General features: G+C 39.3%; 15 protein-coding genes and 1 pseudogene. 15 read left to right on the top strand and 1 reads right to left on the bottom strand.

Annotated features, from left to right (window positions below; all coding sequences use genetic code 11):
* Nucleotide 1 precedes the first annotated feature (1 nt).
* The 15 genes from HHI26_RS04610 to HHI26_RS04540 all read left to right on the top strand — a co-directional run bounded on the left by HHI26_RS04610 (nucleotide 2) and on the right by HHI26_RS04540 (nucleotide 15,791).
* Nucleotides 2–550, top strand: coding sequence for a hypothetical protein (locus HHI26_RS04610; RefSeq protein ID WP_171148713.1), 549 nt, complete (start codon nucleotides 2–4; stop codon nucleotides 548–550).
* The gene (locus HHI26_RS04605) at nucleotides 550–2,064 is read left to right on the top strand and encodes a phage portal protein (protein WP_171148712.1); all 1,515 of its coding nucleotides are present in this window, start codon (nucleotides 550–552) and stop codon (nucleotides 2,062–2,064) included. The genes HHI26_RS04610 and HHI26_RS04605 overlap by 1 nt, the downstream gene beginning before the upstream one ends.
* A complete protein-coding gene (locus HHI26_RS04600; RefSeq protein WP_171148711.1) occupies nucleotides 2,039–3,880 on the top strand; it encodes a phage major capsid protein in 1,842 nt (613 codons plus the stop codon). Before HHI26_RS04605 ends, HHI26_RS04600 begins: the two co-directional genes overlap by 26 nt.
* 6 nt (nucleotides 3,881–3,886) lie before the next feature.
* A complete protein-coding gene (locus HHI26_RS04595; protein ID WP_171148710.1) occupies nucleotides 3,887–4,210 on the top strand; it encodes a hypothetical protein in 324 nt (107 codons plus the stop codon).
* Nucleotides 4,210–4,602, top strand: a complete 393-nt coding sequence (locus tag HHI26_RS04590; protein WP_171148709.1) for a hypothetical protein — start codon at nucleotides 4,210–4,212, stop codon at nucleotides 4,600–4,602. Before HHI26_RS04595 ends, HHI26_RS04590 begins: the two co-directional genes overlap by 1 nt.
* Before the next feature lie 9 nt (nucleotides 4,603–4,611).
* The gene (locus HHI26_RS04585; protein ID WP_171148708.1) at nucleotides 4,612–8,067 is read left to right on the top strand and encodes a hypothetical protein; all 3,456 of its coding nucleotides are present in this window, start codon (nucleotides 4,612–4,614) and stop codon (nucleotides 8,065–8,067) included.
* Nucleotides 8,064–8,444 (top strand): tail fiber assembly protein, encoded by a 381-nt coding sequence (locus HHI26_RS04580; protein ID WP_171148707.1) that lies wholly within the window; start codon nucleotides 8,064–8,066, stop codon nucleotides 8,442–8,444. The genes HHI26_RS04585 and HHI26_RS04580 overlap by 4 nt, the downstream gene beginning before the upstream one ends.
* Before the next feature lie 54 nt (nucleotides 8,445–8,498).
* Entirely contained in the window at nucleotides 8,499–8,957 is a 459-nt protein-coding gene (locus tag HHI26_RS04575) for a hypothetical protein (protein ID WP_171148706.1), read from the top strand.
* A 52-nt stretch (nucleotides 8,958–9,009) separates the two neighbouring features.
* Nucleotides 9,010–9,306: a hypothetical protein gene (locus HHI26_RS04570; protein ID WP_171148705.1), complete on the top strand. Its 297-nt coding sequence runs from the start codon at nucleotides 9,010–9,012 to the stop codon at nucleotides 9,304–9,306.
* Nucleotides 9,307–9,338: 32 nt separating this feature from the next.
* Entirely contained in the window at nucleotides 9,339–9,698 is a 360-nt protein-coding gene (locus HHI26_RS04565) for a hypothetical protein (RefSeq protein WP_171148704.1), read from the top strand.
* A complete protein-coding gene (locus HHI26_RS04560; protein ID WP_171148703.1) occupies nucleotides 9,685–12,138 on the top strand; it encodes a hypothetical protein in 2,454 nt (817 codons plus the stop codon). The genes HHI26_RS04565 and HHI26_RS04560 overlap by 14 nt, the downstream gene beginning before the upstream one ends.
* A gap of 72 nt (nucleotides 12,139–12,210) precedes the next feature.
* Complete coding sequence (locus tag HHI26_RS04555; protein ID WP_171148702.1) at nucleotides 12,211–12,768, top strand: hypothetical protein; 558 nt, start codon at nucleotides 12,211–12,213, stop codon at nucleotides 12,766–12,768.
* Nucleotides 12,768–13,391 (top strand): DUF2163 domain-containing protein, encoded by a 624-nt coding sequence (locus HHI26_RS04550; RefSeq protein WP_171148701.1) that lies wholly within the window; start codon nucleotides 12,768–12,770, stop codon nucleotides 13,389–13,391. The genes HHI26_RS04555 and HHI26_RS04550 overlap by 1 nt, the downstream gene beginning before the upstream one ends.
* Nucleotides 13,391–13,792, top strand: coding sequence for an ornithine carbamoyltransferase (locus HHI26_RS04545; protein WP_171148700.1), 402 nt, complete (start codon nucleotides 13,391–13,393; stop codon nucleotides 13,790–13,792). The genes HHI26_RS04550 and HHI26_RS04545 overlap by 1 nt, the downstream gene beginning before the upstream one ends.
* Entirely contained in the window at nucleotides 13,776–15,791 is a 2,016-nt protein-coding gene (locus tag HHI26_RS04540; protein ID WP_171148699.1) for a fibronectin type III domain-containing protein, read from the top strand. Before HHI26_RS04545 ends, HHI26_RS04540 begins: the two co-directional genes overlap by 17 nt.
* On the opposite strand, the pseudogene HHI26_RS04535 reads toward HHI26_RS04540, so the two are convergent.
* A pseudogene (locus HHI26_RS04535) lies at nucleotides 15,771–15,849 on the bottom strand (integrase); the annotation flags it as partial. The gene HHI26_RS04540 and the pseudogene HHI26_RS04535 overlap by 21 nt on opposite strands.

Below are 15,849 nucleotides of genomic sequence, written 5' to 3'. Positions count from 1 at the left end.
AATGGCGAACCTATTACCAGAAAAAATCTATATGACCAATAACCCATATGATTTTTACGTAAACATGCCACCACATAGTACTTTAATCGTTAATTACCTTTCTAACGGTAAGAGTACAACAATCGAGAACTTCAAGACAACAACCGAAGCAACACTAATCACCTTTGAAATTACGGGTAGTAATGACAAGATGTTTTGTATTCTATTTAATAATGCTAACGGTACTACATCAAACTTTGTCTCTGAACTAATCGACCCTACTAAATTTACTACTGAGTATTCACAACTAATTCAACTTATAAGTGAGATTGAAGAAGTGATAGCAGTACGTATCAAAGGTGGTGGTGTATACAGCATGACAATCAATAATAAAACATTAGTAAGTGAAACATTAACTAATCTTGAAAATATGCGTATCCGTTATATCAAACGAGCTAATGCCTTATGGGCCAGTATGAATGATGAACCAGTAAATGGGAACGGTAAACCTTTCAAAAGTGTAACGGTGTTTCGTGATCCTAATTATCCTAATAGATGGGGTACACGATAATGAGACAACGTAAAATGAGTCTTAACCCTCATAATAAACCATCAGTTCAAAAGCGTTATGTGAATAATCCACAACAAACACTAAAGCGTGACTTACAGGCAGTACGCGGAATGAGTACTCCAGTAATCAACTTCGGTTTTACTTCCGGTACTGGTTCACAAAACCTTAATAACTTAATTCGTTGGTTCTTGAGTGACTGGCGAAACACCAGCCGCGAAGCAATCATTAAGAATCCAATTGGACGTAAGTATATGTCCTTGTCTGTTGATGGCGTTGTAGGTGCTGAAGGGGTTTACGTAAAACCAAGTCCAGAACTTGACATAGACCAGGAAGAACTACACAAACTATCACAGAAACTTGAAAAGCGGTTTGACCGTTGGGCTTATAATGCCGAACGTTTTAGCCTTGATGGTTCAATGCAGTTCGATATATTCCAACAAACGATTGAAAAGATCCGCGTGCAAGACGGTGAATGTTTTATCAGAATACATAATATCAATGGCACAATTAAACTTGAAATAATGGACACCGCAAGATTAACGCAATTGAATAACCAGTGGTTAGATAATGGCAACTACATAAGCAACGGCATTGAATATAATCAATATCACAGACCAGTGAATTATAACTTCTGTATCTACAATCCAATCACCTATACATACGATGCAACCGCATTTGATGTAGTACCAGCAAGTGAAATCTATCATTACTTCATCCCCGATCAAGCAGGTCAGGAACGTGGTATTCCAGATATGATTTCAACTTCAAAGACAATGGAAGATTTGAAGAACTTTACTGAAGCAGCATTGATCGCTAAACGTGTAGCAGCCAGTACCACGGCGTTTATCACGAACAGTAACAGTCAATCTGATGAAGTACAACTAACCGCTGGTGAATCTAATGTAACTGCAACCTATACAGAGTACTTAGAACCGGGTGCTGTCTTTGAACTTTCAAATGACCAAGACATTAAAACCGTAAACCCAAGTAGCGGTGTTGATAACATCAGCGAATTCAGCAGTGAACTAATGGATCAGATCAGTATGGGATTGAACGTAACCAAGCAGTCACTAATGGGAAGTACAGCAGATGCTTCATTCAGTGCTGCTAAATTGGCAGAACGACTACAGGCTACAACTTTCCGTACTCGTACTAATACCCTAATTAATAAAGTACTGAAGCCGATTTACATTGCATGGTTAAAGAATGAAATGCTTACAAACAATGATCTTAATCTTTCTTTCTCAGATTTTGATGAATTGATTTGTGCTCGTTACATACCAGTGAAACCAATCTCATTAGACCCGGTAAAGGATATCGAGGCTGAGATTATGCTACTTGATGCCGGACTTAAATCAAAGACACAGATCATTAGTGAAATGGGTGGCGACCCTCGAATTACTTTAGAGGAAATTGAAAAAGAGAAAAACCAAAATAAGGAAATAGAATCAAATGGATTTGAATCTAAAGAAGAACCAGAAGCGGGAGATGAACCTACCAGTAACGGCAATTAATATTGACAACCGTACTATTGAAGTAGCATTCGCAACAGAAACCCCCGTTAGTCGTGAAATAGATGAACAACTATATTATGAAATTCTATTATGTGATGATCTATCCGTAGACCTAACGAGAATTAATAATAAAGGTGCCGTTCTATTCAATCATGACAGAGACAAACTATTAGGAACAGTAGTAAGTACTTCAATCGATGCTGATAAAGTATGCCGTGCTGTACTAAAAATTAGTAATGTAGGACTTGGAAGTACTATGTGGGCAATGATTGAAGAAGGAATTCTAAGTCATGTATCCGTAGGTTATAACATTTACGATTACCGCATGGATGGTAACAACATTTATGTTACTCGTTGGGAACCATCAGAAATTAGTTTAGTTACTGTTCCCGCCGATGTTAATTGTTCTATTGGTCGTTCTGAAGGTCGCGATGATGATTTCGCCGAAGAACTCTCAGAAGCACATGAAGATGAATCCATAAATAGTACAGAAGATACTAATGATGGGGAACATCTCATGGAAGAACAACCAGAAATGGAAGAAACCCGCCTTGATGAAGAAGCATATGACATTAAAGAAACTCTTGAAGTTGTCAATGATGAAGAAGGTGGTGTAGCAAATATTGAATTAAGTGATGGTGAATTAGAAGAGATGATCTCTAAACGTCCAGACTTAATGAAGAAACTACAACAAGGGGTGGAAGTAGAAACCCTAAATAAAGAAGAACCAAGTGAAATTGAAGATCAACGCGAAAGTGAAGAAGAAACTGAACGCAAACGGGAACTAAATTCTATTGGTGTAGTATTAAAAATCGACGTGTCAGAGGCAATTGAAAAAGGAATTTCAATTTCTGATTTTAAACGTTCATTAAATTCAAATAAATCCAATAACGTTAAGGATAACAAAATGGAAAAATCTGTAATCAATGGTCTAATCCGTGCTGCCGCTGAAGGTAAACCATTCGAAGGTGCTCGTCTTGAAGTACCAGTAAATCAATTAGTACGTACTTCAACTACCGTTGGCGGTGCTGCATTAGTTAAAGAAGTATATGTAGATTCTTATATCGATGTACTACGTGCAAATTCTATCTTCGCACAACTACCTATTCAAACCTATTCTGGTCTTGAAGGTGAAGGTAATTTAGTACTACCAAAACTTTCCAGCGACTTTACTCAAATGTTCGCTTTCATTGCTGAAGGTGCTGATAGTCCATTAGTTGATGCGTCATACGAAAAGATCGTACTTGCTCCTAAGACTTTCTCTGGTTCTGTGCCATTGACCCGTACTCTAATCAAATCTGCGGATACAGCAGAACGCTATACCCAGGATGCAATGGTACGCGGTGCTGGTTTGAGACTTGAGAAGGAAATCTTGACTCAAATCGTTACTGCTGCTCCAAGTACTACCCTAACTGCTGCTCCTACTCAGGAAGACATTCAGGAAGCATTGGCTGTACTTGCTACTGCTAACGTCCGTATCTCTGATGTTGTGGCAATCGTACACCCTGCTACCGCTGCGGTTCTACGTTCTACTCTTGTCGGTGCGAACACTGCGGCTAAGTACATGATCGAAGGTTTCCGCTTTGACGCTTGGTTAGCTGATTCAGTACGCGTAATCGAGAGTACTCAGGTTGCTGCTGGCTCAATCGTTCTTGGTGACTTCTCTAATGTCGTATTGGCATCTTGGGGTGGTCTAACCGTAGATCGTGACGACACAACTCTACGTGCATCACAGGGCATTATTCTACGTACCTTCGCATACATCGACCACGCAGTCGCACACGCAGAAGCATTCTACGTAGTTAAATTGGCGTAATGACCTATGAGGGCTTTTAGTACATCACAGGGTGATACATTCTTAAAAGCCTTCGGACAAACTATTAAAACCTCAACGGGAGCGGAATTTACAGCAATTGTAGAGGCCGTTCCCGTTTCTATTGATACTGGTGGTGGTTATGTCGAAGGTATTGAGAATTACATCACATTTAAAACGGTCGATTTGATACCTAATCAAATACACATAGGTACTGAAATAGTAATCGAAACTATTGAATATGAAATCTATAACATCGTTGATGACTTATCAGGGATGGTAAACGCATATTTCCGTACTAAAGAAGGACAATCATTCGCAGAGGATTACTAATGGAAATAGTAAACAAAGTTCGAAAAACCATGAAAACACTAATTGGTGCTACCAAGAACTTAACCACAGGACGTGATACGGATATCTTTGTTGAATCAGCATTTAATTACAATATGGAAAGTATTACATTCGGTGTACAACGTCAGGTTGGTAACTTCACTATTCAATATGTAGTCTCTCCAAAACCAGAAAGTACTAATACCGCACCATCAATAAGCTATGACCAGATCATTACATCCTTTGATGAAGCAAAAGCATTAGCATTCGTAGATTCGGGCCTAATACTTATTTCATACGCATATGAAGATAGCGATATCGTAACTGATCCTATTACGGGAACAGTATCACTTGCTTTTAGTATAAATATTCGAGTGACGGAGAAAACAAGATAAGGATAACAAATGACAGGGATTTTCACAGGGACTAATTTCAAAGTAGCATACAACACAGACACGGGAAATCGTTCCCCACAAAGTTCTGGTAATATTACGGTTGAAGAATTAGCAGCATTCCCGGTACTAACTATCGACAGCAGTGTTTCTAATATTGAAACATACGATGATGATTACCAACAAAAACTACTGGCAGAATTTAACATCAATACAATTGAGATTGTTGTTAATTATCTACCAGATTCACAAACACATACATTTCTTGATTCACAATCTGATTCACAGGATGAATTTCAACTTGTATTGATTTACAAGGAAGATGGCGAAACCATCCAGTACGCAATTCTTAATGGTGTCATTACTGGTGCTGCTGTTGCTGGTGATAAAGATGCGGTACTGTCCAAGACATACCAATTTACACCAACTGAGTTAGTACAAAGAAGTACTTCTATTAACCTATTAGCACCACTATATCAGGGTGATTATGGTGTTGGCTCAAATGGTTCTTTGATCCCACAATATGATACTGCTACGCCATCAGGTAACTCTTTTATCAAAGTACCAGCAAGTCAGGCGGGGAATCCTCTGGGTGCTGATATGATGGGTATTGGACTTGTTGATGATAATACTATCTCAGGTTTAGCAATTAGCAAAACCGGTTCATTAGCGGTGTTCGTCAAGAATGGTAGTACCGCATGGACTCGCATCTACACAGCAACACAGATTGATGGTCGATATGTACCACTAACCCGTACTATCAATGCTAAACCATTAACGGATAATATAGTACTAACCAATCATGATATTGGACTTGGTGATGTAGTCAACGCTCCACAATTGAAAATAGCAAGTAATCTAAGTGATCTTAGTGATGTAGCAACAGCTCGTATTAATCTTGGGGTATATTCTATAGATCAAGTTGATAGTGATGTTAGTACTTTACAAAGCAATATCGATTCAAATACTACAGCCATCACTGCCAACACAAATAATATCAGCGATAATACTACTAAGATTGCACAGAATACAATTGATATTTCTACTAATGCAACTAACATTACAACCAATACCAATGATATCACAGCAATAAAAACTGATTATGTACCAAAGGCAACAACCGTAAACGGCAAACCACTATCAGGTAATATTGTACTAACAGCAGCAGATATTGGTGTAAGTTCTGATACCCTTCTAAAGGCTAATAATCTAAGTGATCTTGATAATGTTGCAACCGCAAGAAGTAATCTAAGTGTATATTCAAAAACAGAAGTCGATGGTAAGTTCACTACTACCAATGCGAATGTAACAGTGAATAGTACTGACATTATAAACATAAAAACTGATTACGTGCCAAAGACTACTACTGTAAACGGCAAACCACTATCAGGTAATATCGTTCTTACTGCCGCTGATATCGGAGTTAGTACTGATTCACTACTAAAGGCAAATAATCTAAGTGATCTTGCTAATGTAGCAACAGCTCGTACTAATCTTGGTTTAGGTACAGCAGCAACAGTGAATACTGGTACATCTGGATCAGTAATACCACTATTGAGTACTGCCAATACATGGGCAGGAGTACAGACCTTTACTAATACAATTACTGGTAACATTTCTGGAACCGCAAGTAATGTAACAGGTACAGTACTAATAGCAAAAGGTGGTACTGGTGCTACAACAGCAGCACAGGCACTAATCAATCTACAAAACGCATTACCATTACCATTAGTGGCAGCACCAGTAGAAAATATGCACGCCACCACTAAACAGTATGTTGATGACCGAGTGAATGCTAATTCTGGTGGTTATGTCGGTAAGCCCTCATGGCATCCATTACGTTCGAGCGTACCAGGTGGTCAAGTCGTCGCAGATGGTCAAACCGTAAACCGTACTGGAACATATGCCAGTGTATGGGCTGAGGTAAGTGCCGGACGTCTACCAAGTGTCACTGAGGCAGTTTGGTTAGCAGATCCTACTAAGCGTGGTTTCTATTCAACTGGTGATGGTTCAAGTACTTTTCGTCTACCAGATTATAACGGTACTCAAAGTGGTTCAATTGCTGCCCCAGTTTGGCGTGGTGACGGTGGTCTGACTGACGGTACTATTCAGCAGAACGCCGCACCTAACATTACTGGATTCTATCGATCTTATGCAGGTATTGCTGATACGGCTGAAGCAAATAACCCGGCTGCAACGTTAGGAGCGTGGATATTATCGAGAGGGGCAGCAACTGAATCACCAGGATATAGATATGCCGCTCTTGGTACTGCCAACTCTTCTGCTCAGTACGCTCACCAGTTTGGTATTGACGCGAGTAAATCAAGTTTATCTTATGGACGCGACAGTACTACAGAAGTACGCAGTAACAGCATTGTCGGTTGTTATATTATTCAATATGCAGGAGTTGCTAACAATTCTGGCAGTATTGATGCTTTAGCACTATCAAACCGAATTGAAACAATCGCAACTCAAGTACAAAAAGTTACTATTACTTCATATCTTGGTAAAACTACATGGCATCCCTTACGTTCAAGTATTCCGGGTGGTTTAGTTGCTGGTGATGGTCAAGTTGTCAACCGTTTGGGTATATATGGTGATTTGTGGGCTGAGGTAAGTGCCGGACGTCTACCAAGTGTCACTGAGGCAGTTTGGTTAGCAGATCCTACTAAGCGTGGTTTCTATTCAACTGGTGATGGTTCAAGTACTTTCCGTCTACCAGATTATAATGGTACGCAAAATGGTTCATTCGCCGCACCTGTATTACGTGGGGATGGTGGATTAGTTGATGGTACAGCACAACAGAACGCATCACCTAACATTACAGGGGATATGGATGCAGCGGCGGCAGTTGCCTTACAAACTCTTACAGGTGCCTTCCGTGCCTCTGGTAATAATTACTATGCCGCTCAACATAATACTGGAACAGCTCAGATACCTACACACTATAGTTTCGATGCTTCCCGTTCCAATGATGCTTATGGTCGTGATGGTACTACAGAAGTTCGAATGAATAGTATTGTGGGTTGTTATATCATTCAATATGCTGGTGTGGCTAATAATGTAGGTAGTATTGATGCACTTGCTTTAGCTAATAGAATTGAAGAAGTTGCCCAGTCCGTTACAGCAGTTAGCAATAGAATTGGTTATGCTTTAATAAGCTCATCGGGTAATGTCGCATTAAATTCAAGACTGATTTTCACTAACCCATTCGGGAATAATGTTCCTGTTATATGTAAAGCTGAGATTTATCACGCAACTCTAAATAAATGGTTATCCGGCGAAATCTTGTTCTTATCCGCATCAGCGTGGCACGCATGTGAAGCCTTTTATGTTGAATCAGAAGGCATATCACTTCTAACGGGGTCCACGTCATTCTTAACTAATGCAACATGCTCTGCGGGCCTCAGTGCAAACTACGCCACACCATCCCCGGTAAGAATTCATGTATGGAGGGTAACACAATGATAATTTACGTAAGTACTGAGGACCATAGATCATATGGATTCAGTTCTGAACTATGGAATGGAAATGTAATTAAAGTTATTGTGCCTGAAGATTTTTCGGGCGGTAATAAAACCTACGATCCAAATACTGGAATATGGACAAGTGATCCTATCCCAGACCGTGATTACATAGAAGAAGCACAAGGTCAGAAGGATCAACTATATGATGATGCTCTTAGCTTCATCAACTCAAAACAATGGCCGAGTAAGTTAGCACTTGGTCGGCTAAGTGAGAAAGACAAGACATCGTACAATGCAGTACTGGATTATATGGATGCTTTAGATCAATTAGATTTAACTACCGCCCCTGATATTGAATGGCCTGTCTCACCACTATAAATAATAATACCAATGGGGGAAAGGATTCCCCCTCTTATATAAGGAAATAAAAACATGGCTATGGATATCATGTCTGGTGCTAATCTTACTGTTGAAGTAGGAACCGCCGGAACTACATTAGCAACCGATTTTGAAATTGTACCCGAAGTGGCAGCATTCACAACCTCTGGTTTTGAAAGTACTGTTATCGATGTTGTTACATTTAATAGTGCATTTAATCGCAAACTATTGGGTACTAAGTCTATCCCTGATATTGAACTTCAAGTTAACTATTTGGCAGATAATGAAGTACATCAGCAAATGGAAACTCTTGCTGATGAACAAAAACGCTGTCAAGTACGTCTAAGTTATTACGAAGATGCTACTCATACAACTGGTTTCTACGTTGTATATCAATGCTTCGTATCGAGTACAACTATCGCAGGTGATAAAGATGCCGTTGTAACTAAGGCATTTACACTTGCCGTAGATGGCGGTGCGGTTAAATCTGGCGTACTACCAGTAGTACCATAATTATAATAATAACTAACAAGGGGGTGAAAGCCCCCTTTTTTGGAAGTGAATAATGAACATTAATGAACTAAAGAACAAACTAAAACCTAAACTTATAGAAATCGATCTTGAAGGTACTAAACTCTACATTCATCGTCCCACTGGTCGTGATTTAGCAAAATGTACTGATATGGCAAGTACCGTAATTCTTTGTACTAAAGATGAGAATGGTGATCCAATTTTCGCAGATGAAGACATTGAAGGTCGTATTAATATTGGTTCAATCGATTATGTATATCAGAACCAACTATATGAAGCGATTTCAAATCTTGTTATTAAAAGTGATATTGGTGATATTGAAAAAAAGTAAGGTCTGATCGAGAACTTTATTATGTACTAAAGATGATCAACAAACGCGGCCTTACTCCAGTAGAATTCGACGCATTACCCGATGGTCTATTTGAATACTTAATGGTTTTCGATCAGTTTATTGAACCAAGCGGTATCATGTATGACATGCATTTTCATACCCAAAGTTTATATAACACGACAATTAATAATTCTAACTTAACAACCGAAATGCGAAAGTCGCTTAAACCGATTGATTTTGACTTCATGGATATTCTCAATAATCCAGAATTAACCGCACATGAAAAACATGTAAAGCGTGAAGCTGAAAAACTCGAAAAACAATCTAATAGTGTTTCTGAATTAGGGAAGATGATTAAACAAATGGCCGGGGGAAGTAATGGCAAAAAATAATAGTATTAAAATAACAATTGATGGTGATGCAAAGCCCTTACAAACAGCATTAGACAGTGGGGCCAAGTCGGTTGATAATTTTGGTAAAAGTACTGGTGGTGTAGTAGGTGACGTAGCCAGTAAATTTAGTGGTGGTATGTCCAAAGCAGGGATGGCCGTTACTGGTCTTGCTGGTGCTGTTGGGATTGCGGGACTTGCCATTGCTGGTACGTTTACTGCTGTACAGAATCGTGCGGAACGGGCGTTTGAAGTATTCCAGAATGCCTCATTATCTCAGATGGGTATCACTCAAGTACAGAAAATGGCAAACATGTATGCCTCAGTCGGGCTTACAATGGAGCAGATTGCTGACCATCAAAAGGATATCAAAGATCGTATTGGGGATGCCCTGACTAATCAGGCAGGCAGTATGTATACGGATGTAATCCAGCCGCTAAAGTTGAACATCCTGGAATTACAAAAGATGGCAGATGCCGGTGATGATGTCTATGCGAAGATTTACTTTGCGGCAAAATCACAGGGACTTAGTACATCTCAAATGGTCAACATGTTCGAAACGATGGGTAATGACGCTGCTAAACGTTTGACAGTACTCAAGGATTTTAACAATGAACAGGACTATCAGAATGCACTGGCTGGGCAATCGGTACAATTAACTGAACAACAATCAGACCAATTCGCAGAATATCGCAAATCAACATTAGCACTCAGTAATGCATGGGAGAGTTGGAACAACGCCGCACTGGCACCAGTTGCCGAACGTTTAGCGGGTATTCTCGACCTAATCACACAGATCCTGAACAGTAAACCTGTTGCGGGGGCGGCTACGGCTGCGAGTCAACAAGGTATAGACCTCGTTAAACAGTACCAACAGGAATCACAACAGGAATTTCTATCTAATAGTTCTATATACGGAAAACAGATAGTAGATCAACAGAAAGCAGATCAGAAAGCATTTCAGGATAATATTTCCAGTTCTATTGATATGGCTACAAAGATGCAAGACGATATCAAAACCTTGAATAAGCAATATAATGAACGTATTGATAAAAGTACTATCACCGCTTCAATGAAGACATTCCAAACTGAAAAGCAAAAGACACAGGCAAAGATTGATGCTCTTGACGTCCAATACAAACAGACAAAAGAGGCTATTGAAAAGTCAGTAGTACGGGCATATGGCAATGACCAGAATAAGATGCAAAAAGATTTAGATACTCTTGCCCAGGGTTATAAATCAAATCGTGAAGTTTTAGTCAAAAAGCTTACTGCTGATGAAGATAAAGCCGCTGAGAAACGTTCTAAAACTGCCGAAGCAGAAGCAAAGAAAGCAGAAGCACTCAATAAGAAGATAGCGACAGATCGTTTAACAGCACAAGCCTCACTCAACAAAGCCATTAGTGACATGACCATCGGTTCTAATGCCCGTCAATTGGCAGAATTCGACCGTCAGCAAATGGAACTTGTTAATTCAATCAAGAAGTCAGCCAAAACTCTTGGACTTTCAGATGATAAACTTTCTGGTCTTCTAAACGATCAAATGGCAAGTGGTGCGGCAAAACGTCTTGATATGACTAATTCGATGATTGGTTACTCAGACCCAAATCAGGGCATCAAAGACACTAATAGTCTAATCGCATCTGGTAACTTAAATGATGGTCAAAAGTCATTTCTTGCTAACCAACAGAACCAGCGTATTAGTGGTGATAATCCATTTAGTAGTGCTGCCAGTGATCAACAGACATTAGATCAACAGAACAATACTGCCGCGATGAATGCTGAACTTGCTCAGAATGATTTACTACTTAAAGGGCATGAAGACTACGAGAAACGCAAGGCAGAGATCACGGCCAAGTACAACGCACAGGCAATCACGATTAGTAATCAAAACAGCCAGGCACAACTACAGATCTTCTCTGATGCGGCGACCAGTTTAACGGCTGGTATGACTGCGGCTTTTGGTGAATCCTCTGGTGCAGCTCAGGCGGCATTCGCTATCAGCAAGGGTATTACGATGGCTCAGACAATCTTGTCTATTCAGTCAGCTCTTGCTCAGGCACTGGCAACACCGTTCCCTGCATCACTTGCGGCTTACGCAAAGGTGGCAACATTGGGTATGTCGATTATCAGTACTGCCAAAGGTGCATCATCAGGTCAGTTCCACGGTGGTGTGGATGAATTGCCAAGTAGTTATGATAACAAATCATTCGTACTTAAAGCAGGTGAACGTGTTGTACAGCCAGCCGCTAACAAAAAGCTAACCGCTTTCCTTGATAAACAGAATAGTGGTCAATCCACAGCAGGTGATATCACGGTTAATGCCCCCCTAATCATACAGGGTGATGTGGCTGGTGATGATGCCAAGTTCAATGAAATGCTTAAGAAACACTCTAACTCAGTCACTCAGGCATTGCGAAGCAGTCAGAAACGCAATTCATAATAGAAGGGCTATATCTTATGGGTATAGTCCTTTTCTCGTATAAATACAATATAAATTAAGAGGACTCTTTTTATGACAGTTTTTTCAAAAAACATTAAGGTTTCAAACTTTCAATTGAAAAGTGTTGAACCAATTTATTCAAACCAGACATGGACAGGACAACGTATCATGCGTAGTACTGGCATTCAGTACTTTCAGATTCAGTTTCAATTGGCTTTTAATGTTGAAGATATTAGTGAATACAATAACTTTATAGCTCAGTATTCACAGGGTAAGCCTTTCACCCTTAGTTTAGGGCACATATCAACGTATAGAGGTTCACAGGTTGGTGCATTGACAAGTGCCGCAACAGCCGCCAAAGGGACGCGTTTAATCACTACTGATAATAACTCAATGGCAGTTGGAGAAATGATTCAATTTTCAAATCACAATAAACTATATCGAATTATCGACCGTACTGATACCACATTAACACTATTCCCCGCACTACAGAACACAATACAAGTGAGTGAACCAATCAAATACAACAACCTTATGATTGAAGCCGTATTAGATCCTGATAATGATTATACATTGGGTGTTCAAAAGGTAATGTCAATCCAACTTAAAGCAACGGAGAACATCATCTAATGAATAGTGCATTATTAACAAATAGTGATTTATTAAAGTACTGGGAATTAGTTAGGGGTACTTCTAAGACAAGTTTAACCGAAACTGAGGTAATGAGTCTTGGTGTTCATGTTTCATGTTTTGATGTAATACCGAATGGTTCAAATGCTTTTTACTGGACTGATGGACTTGTTGATATTCAATTAAACGGTAATCCCTATATCAGTTTTCCAGAAATCATAAACGACTCATTACCTACATTTTCAGAAGTGAAAAATATCAATAATGATTCTGTGAACTTCAAAGTATCTAACGTGAATCAGGCAGTACGATCACTTGCTCTTGGGGGTTTCTTCAAAGATGCCAAGATGAATATACGCTTAGTAATTTTAAATCCCTGGGATAGTTCAGTACTTGATTCGATGTTGGTCTTTTCTGGGTTCATTGACTATGTACAGGCAACTGCTAATCCAAATGAAAAAACAAATGAGATGGTGATATATGTCAATAGTGTTTATAAGAAACTTGACCGACAACCGCCACTGTTAGCAGCTAATTCAGTTTATCAATCTTATTACAAAGGTGACCAGTACTTCAGTCTACTTGGTCAGGTTAACCAATCACAAGAATGGAAATACAAGTAATGAAACATAAAGAACTTATCAAAATCATCGAATGGTCATTAGAAACACCACATGAAAACGGTACTAATGATTGTAACTTAACTGTCATGAAAGTAATTGATTTATTTGCAGGTACTACTATTGCGGATCGTAAGTATAAGACAATTAAACAAGGATTAGCAGGGCTTAAAAAAGAAGGATGGAATCATACGGGCGAGATAGTTGAAGCGTACTGTGACCCCGTAGAAGTGCCTATCGATGGGGATATCTGGTTATGTCCAGATAATCCATTAGTGATGGCAGTAGTAGTTAGTGAACGGATTCTTGGTGTAAATGAAACACATGATGGATTTGAACTACAAAGATTACCAACAAATGGAAGATATTATAGAGTAAGGAAACATCATGGGAAAACTGGGTAATGTATTAGGTGCAATAGTAACAGCAGTAATTGTAGCAGTTGCGGTATACTTCTCTGGCGGTACGGCATTGGCTGCTGTTGGTTGGGGGGCTGCGGCGGGTGCGGTATCATTAGTAGCGTCCAGCATGTTGAGTCAAATTGGCTTATCGGCAAGTCAGGACGTATCTACAAGTGCTACACGTTCGGTATCCCCAAACACTGGATTGCCAGTAATTTACGGTGGTCAGCTACCACATAAAAATGGTGTTAGTGGTGGTTCATTCGTACTGTCAGGTTCAATCAATGGTTGGTACAACATACCAGGTGGTTCTTCACAATATCTATTCAGTGAACAGGCAGTAGCTTATACGGGTGTACAGAAGTACATCAATCAGATTTACATAGACAATGAACCAGTACTAAATGGTCCTATCACTGCTGATGGTGTTGTACCGCTTAATAATATAGCGGGGATATATCGTGATAATCTTCAACTTGAAGTACGATTCGGTGGGAACTATACCTCAACTAAATCACTTGCGGCACAATATGCAGGCGGTAAATGGACTAATAGATTTCTTGGAAAGGGTGTTGTTAGTATCTCTGTTGTAATCAAAAAGACTCAGGAATCATTAGAAAAAAACAGACTTGTTAATGATGAATTCACATTGACATGTGAAATGAAAGGTCAAGTGATTGATGATTTAAGTACTGGTACTAAATTCGCTACTTCCAATCCACCAAGTATCATTTATGATTATTTGACCAATGGCATTTATGGTATGTCAATTGATCCTGGTTTGATTAATATCGATACATTCCGTACTGTTGCTGAATACTGTAAAGAATATGGATACTATGCAAACGGTTCAATGGGTTATCAAAGTACTTATAAAGAGAATATAGAAGGTGTACTTCAATCCTTCGGTGGTATTATGTATGTTCATGCTGGTCAAATATGCATGACAACCGACAGAAAGACATTATCAGTACATTCATATAATGAAAGTAATATGTTTGGTGCAGTTCAGTTATCTACATCTGGTAGTACTGATTATTTCAATACTATTGATGCCAAGTATACGGCAACTGAAAGTATGTACACAACTGATATTCTTCGTATTCCAAGTGACATTTCACAGGATGAAGTGATCCGATCTGATGGTCAGGTGATTACTCTTAGTCGTGATTATTCATGGTGCTATGATCAAGCCACGGTGACTCGCTTAGTTAATACTGAAATACGTAAAGCAAAATATGCACTTCGTACTATTAGCTTCACTACATCAGAAGGGTGGGATGTGAAGGTATGGGATACTATCACAGTATCCAATGATGAATTATCCATTAGTGGTAAGTTTAAAGTACTTTCAAAAGATGTATCAACAGATCAAGAAAATGCAGGATATGTAACTATCACTGCTGTTGAAGCCCCTAATGGGATTTATGACGATACTGACGACGAGGGTGTATGGTCACCGGGCGGTACTATCGCATTACCAGAACTAACCGTAATTCCACCAACAGATCTGGATGTGACACGTTATGGTACTACTTCAACTGGTAGTGCGGTATCCATGTCATGGACTGCTTCGGTAGACCCATATCTACGTGGTTATTATGTCTATTACAAGTTATCATCAGCTATGAATTGGACATATGCGGGGAGTACATCACCATTAAAAACAGACTATGATTTATTTGGATTATCAGATACAGAAGAATATGATTTCTCAGTTGTAGCATATAATAATCTTGGATTACTATCAAGTAGACTCACGATTAATGGATTGATCCCATCCTTTAACTTTACAATGCCATCGGTGACAGGGTTGATCCTTGCTAACGCAACAGATGGCCTTTATGTCACTGATTCGGGCGATTTTCAATTACAATGGGATAACCAGAAGAATCTAAAAGTACAGAATGGTGTGTTCTCTGATTTCTTTAAATACTATACGATAAACATTTATGATGGTCCTACTGTAAGCACACCCGTTTTAGTTCCACGCACTTTTTGAGATTTCCGTGTTTTCGGCCATCAATCTGTATTCTTCCGGCGTCAGGTTATTCAGGGAT

This window comes from Erwinia sp. JH02, from assembly GCF_013074405.1.
In the GTDB taxonomy this organism is placed as follows: Bacteria; Pseudomonadota; Gammaproteobacteria; order Enterobacterales; family Enterobacteriaceae; genus Erwinia; species Erwinia rhapontici.
Note: the sequence above shows the minus strand (reverse complement) of the source record. Positions and strands in the feature narration are given on the sequence as shown.

What these genes read in the sequence shown, in the direction of transcription:
- HHI26_RS04610 (WP_171148713.1), top strand. Translation starts at nt 2, where the DNA reads ATGGCGAACCTATTACCAGAAAAAATCTATATGACCAATAACCCATAT.
- HHI26_RS04605 (WP_171148712.1), top strand. Translation starts at nt 550, where the DNA reads ATGAGACAACGTAAAATGAGTCTTAACCCTCATAATAAACCATCAGTT.
- HHI26_RS04600 (WP_171148711.1), top strand. Translation starts at nt 2,039, where the DNA reads ATGAACCTACCAGTAACGGCAATTAATATTGACAACCGTACTATTGAA.
- HHI26_RS04595 (WP_171148710.1), top strand. Translation starts at nt 3,887, where the DNA reads ATGAGGGCTTTTAGTACATCACAGGGTGATACATTCTTAAAAGCCTTC.
- HHI26_RS04590 (WP_171148709.1), top strand. Translation starts at nt 4,210, where the DNA reads ATGGAAATAGTAAACAAAGTTCGAAAAACCATGAAAACACTAATTGGT.
- HHI26_RS04585 (WP_171148708.1), top strand. Translation starts at nt 4,612, where the DNA reads ATGACAGGGATTTTCACAGGGACTAATTTCAAAGTAGCATACAACACA.
- HHI26_RS04580 (WP_171148707.1), top strand. Translation starts at nt 8,064, where the DNA reads ATGATAATTTACGTAAGTACTGAGGACCATAGATCATATGGATTCAGT.
- HHI26_RS04575 (WP_171148706.1), top strand. Translation starts at nt 8,499, where the DNA reads ATGGCTATGGATATCATGTCTGGTGCTAATCTTACTGTTGAAGTAGGA.
- HHI26_RS04570 (WP_171148705.1), top strand. Translation starts at nt 9,010, where the DNA reads ATGAACATTAATGAACTAAAGAACAAACTAAAACCTAAACTTATAGAA.
- HHI26_RS04565 (WP_171148704.1), top strand. Translation starts at nt 9,339, where the DNA reads ATGATCAACAAACGCGGCCTTACTCCAGTAGAATTCGACGCATTACCC.
- HHI26_RS04560 (WP_171148703.1), top strand. Translation starts at nt 9,685, where the DNA reads ATGGCAAAAAATAATAGTATTAAAATAACAATTGATGGTGATGCAAAG.
- HHI26_RS04555 (WP_171148702.1), top strand. Translation starts at nt 12,211, where the DNA reads ATGACAGTTTTTTCAAAAAACATTAAGGTTTCAAACTTTCAATTGAAA.
- HHI26_RS04550 (WP_171148701.1), top strand. Translation starts at nt 12,768, where the DNA reads ATGAATAGTGCATTATTAACAAATAGTGATTTATTAAAGTACTGGGAA.
- HHI26_RS04545 (WP_171148700.1), top strand. Translation starts at nt 13,391, where the DNA reads ATGAAACATAAAGAACTTATCAAAATCATCGAATGGTCATTAGAAACA.
- HHI26_RS04540 (WP_171148699.1), top strand. Translation starts at nt 13,776, where the DNA reads ATGGGAAAACTGGGTAATGTATTAGGTGCAATAGTAACAGCAGTAATT.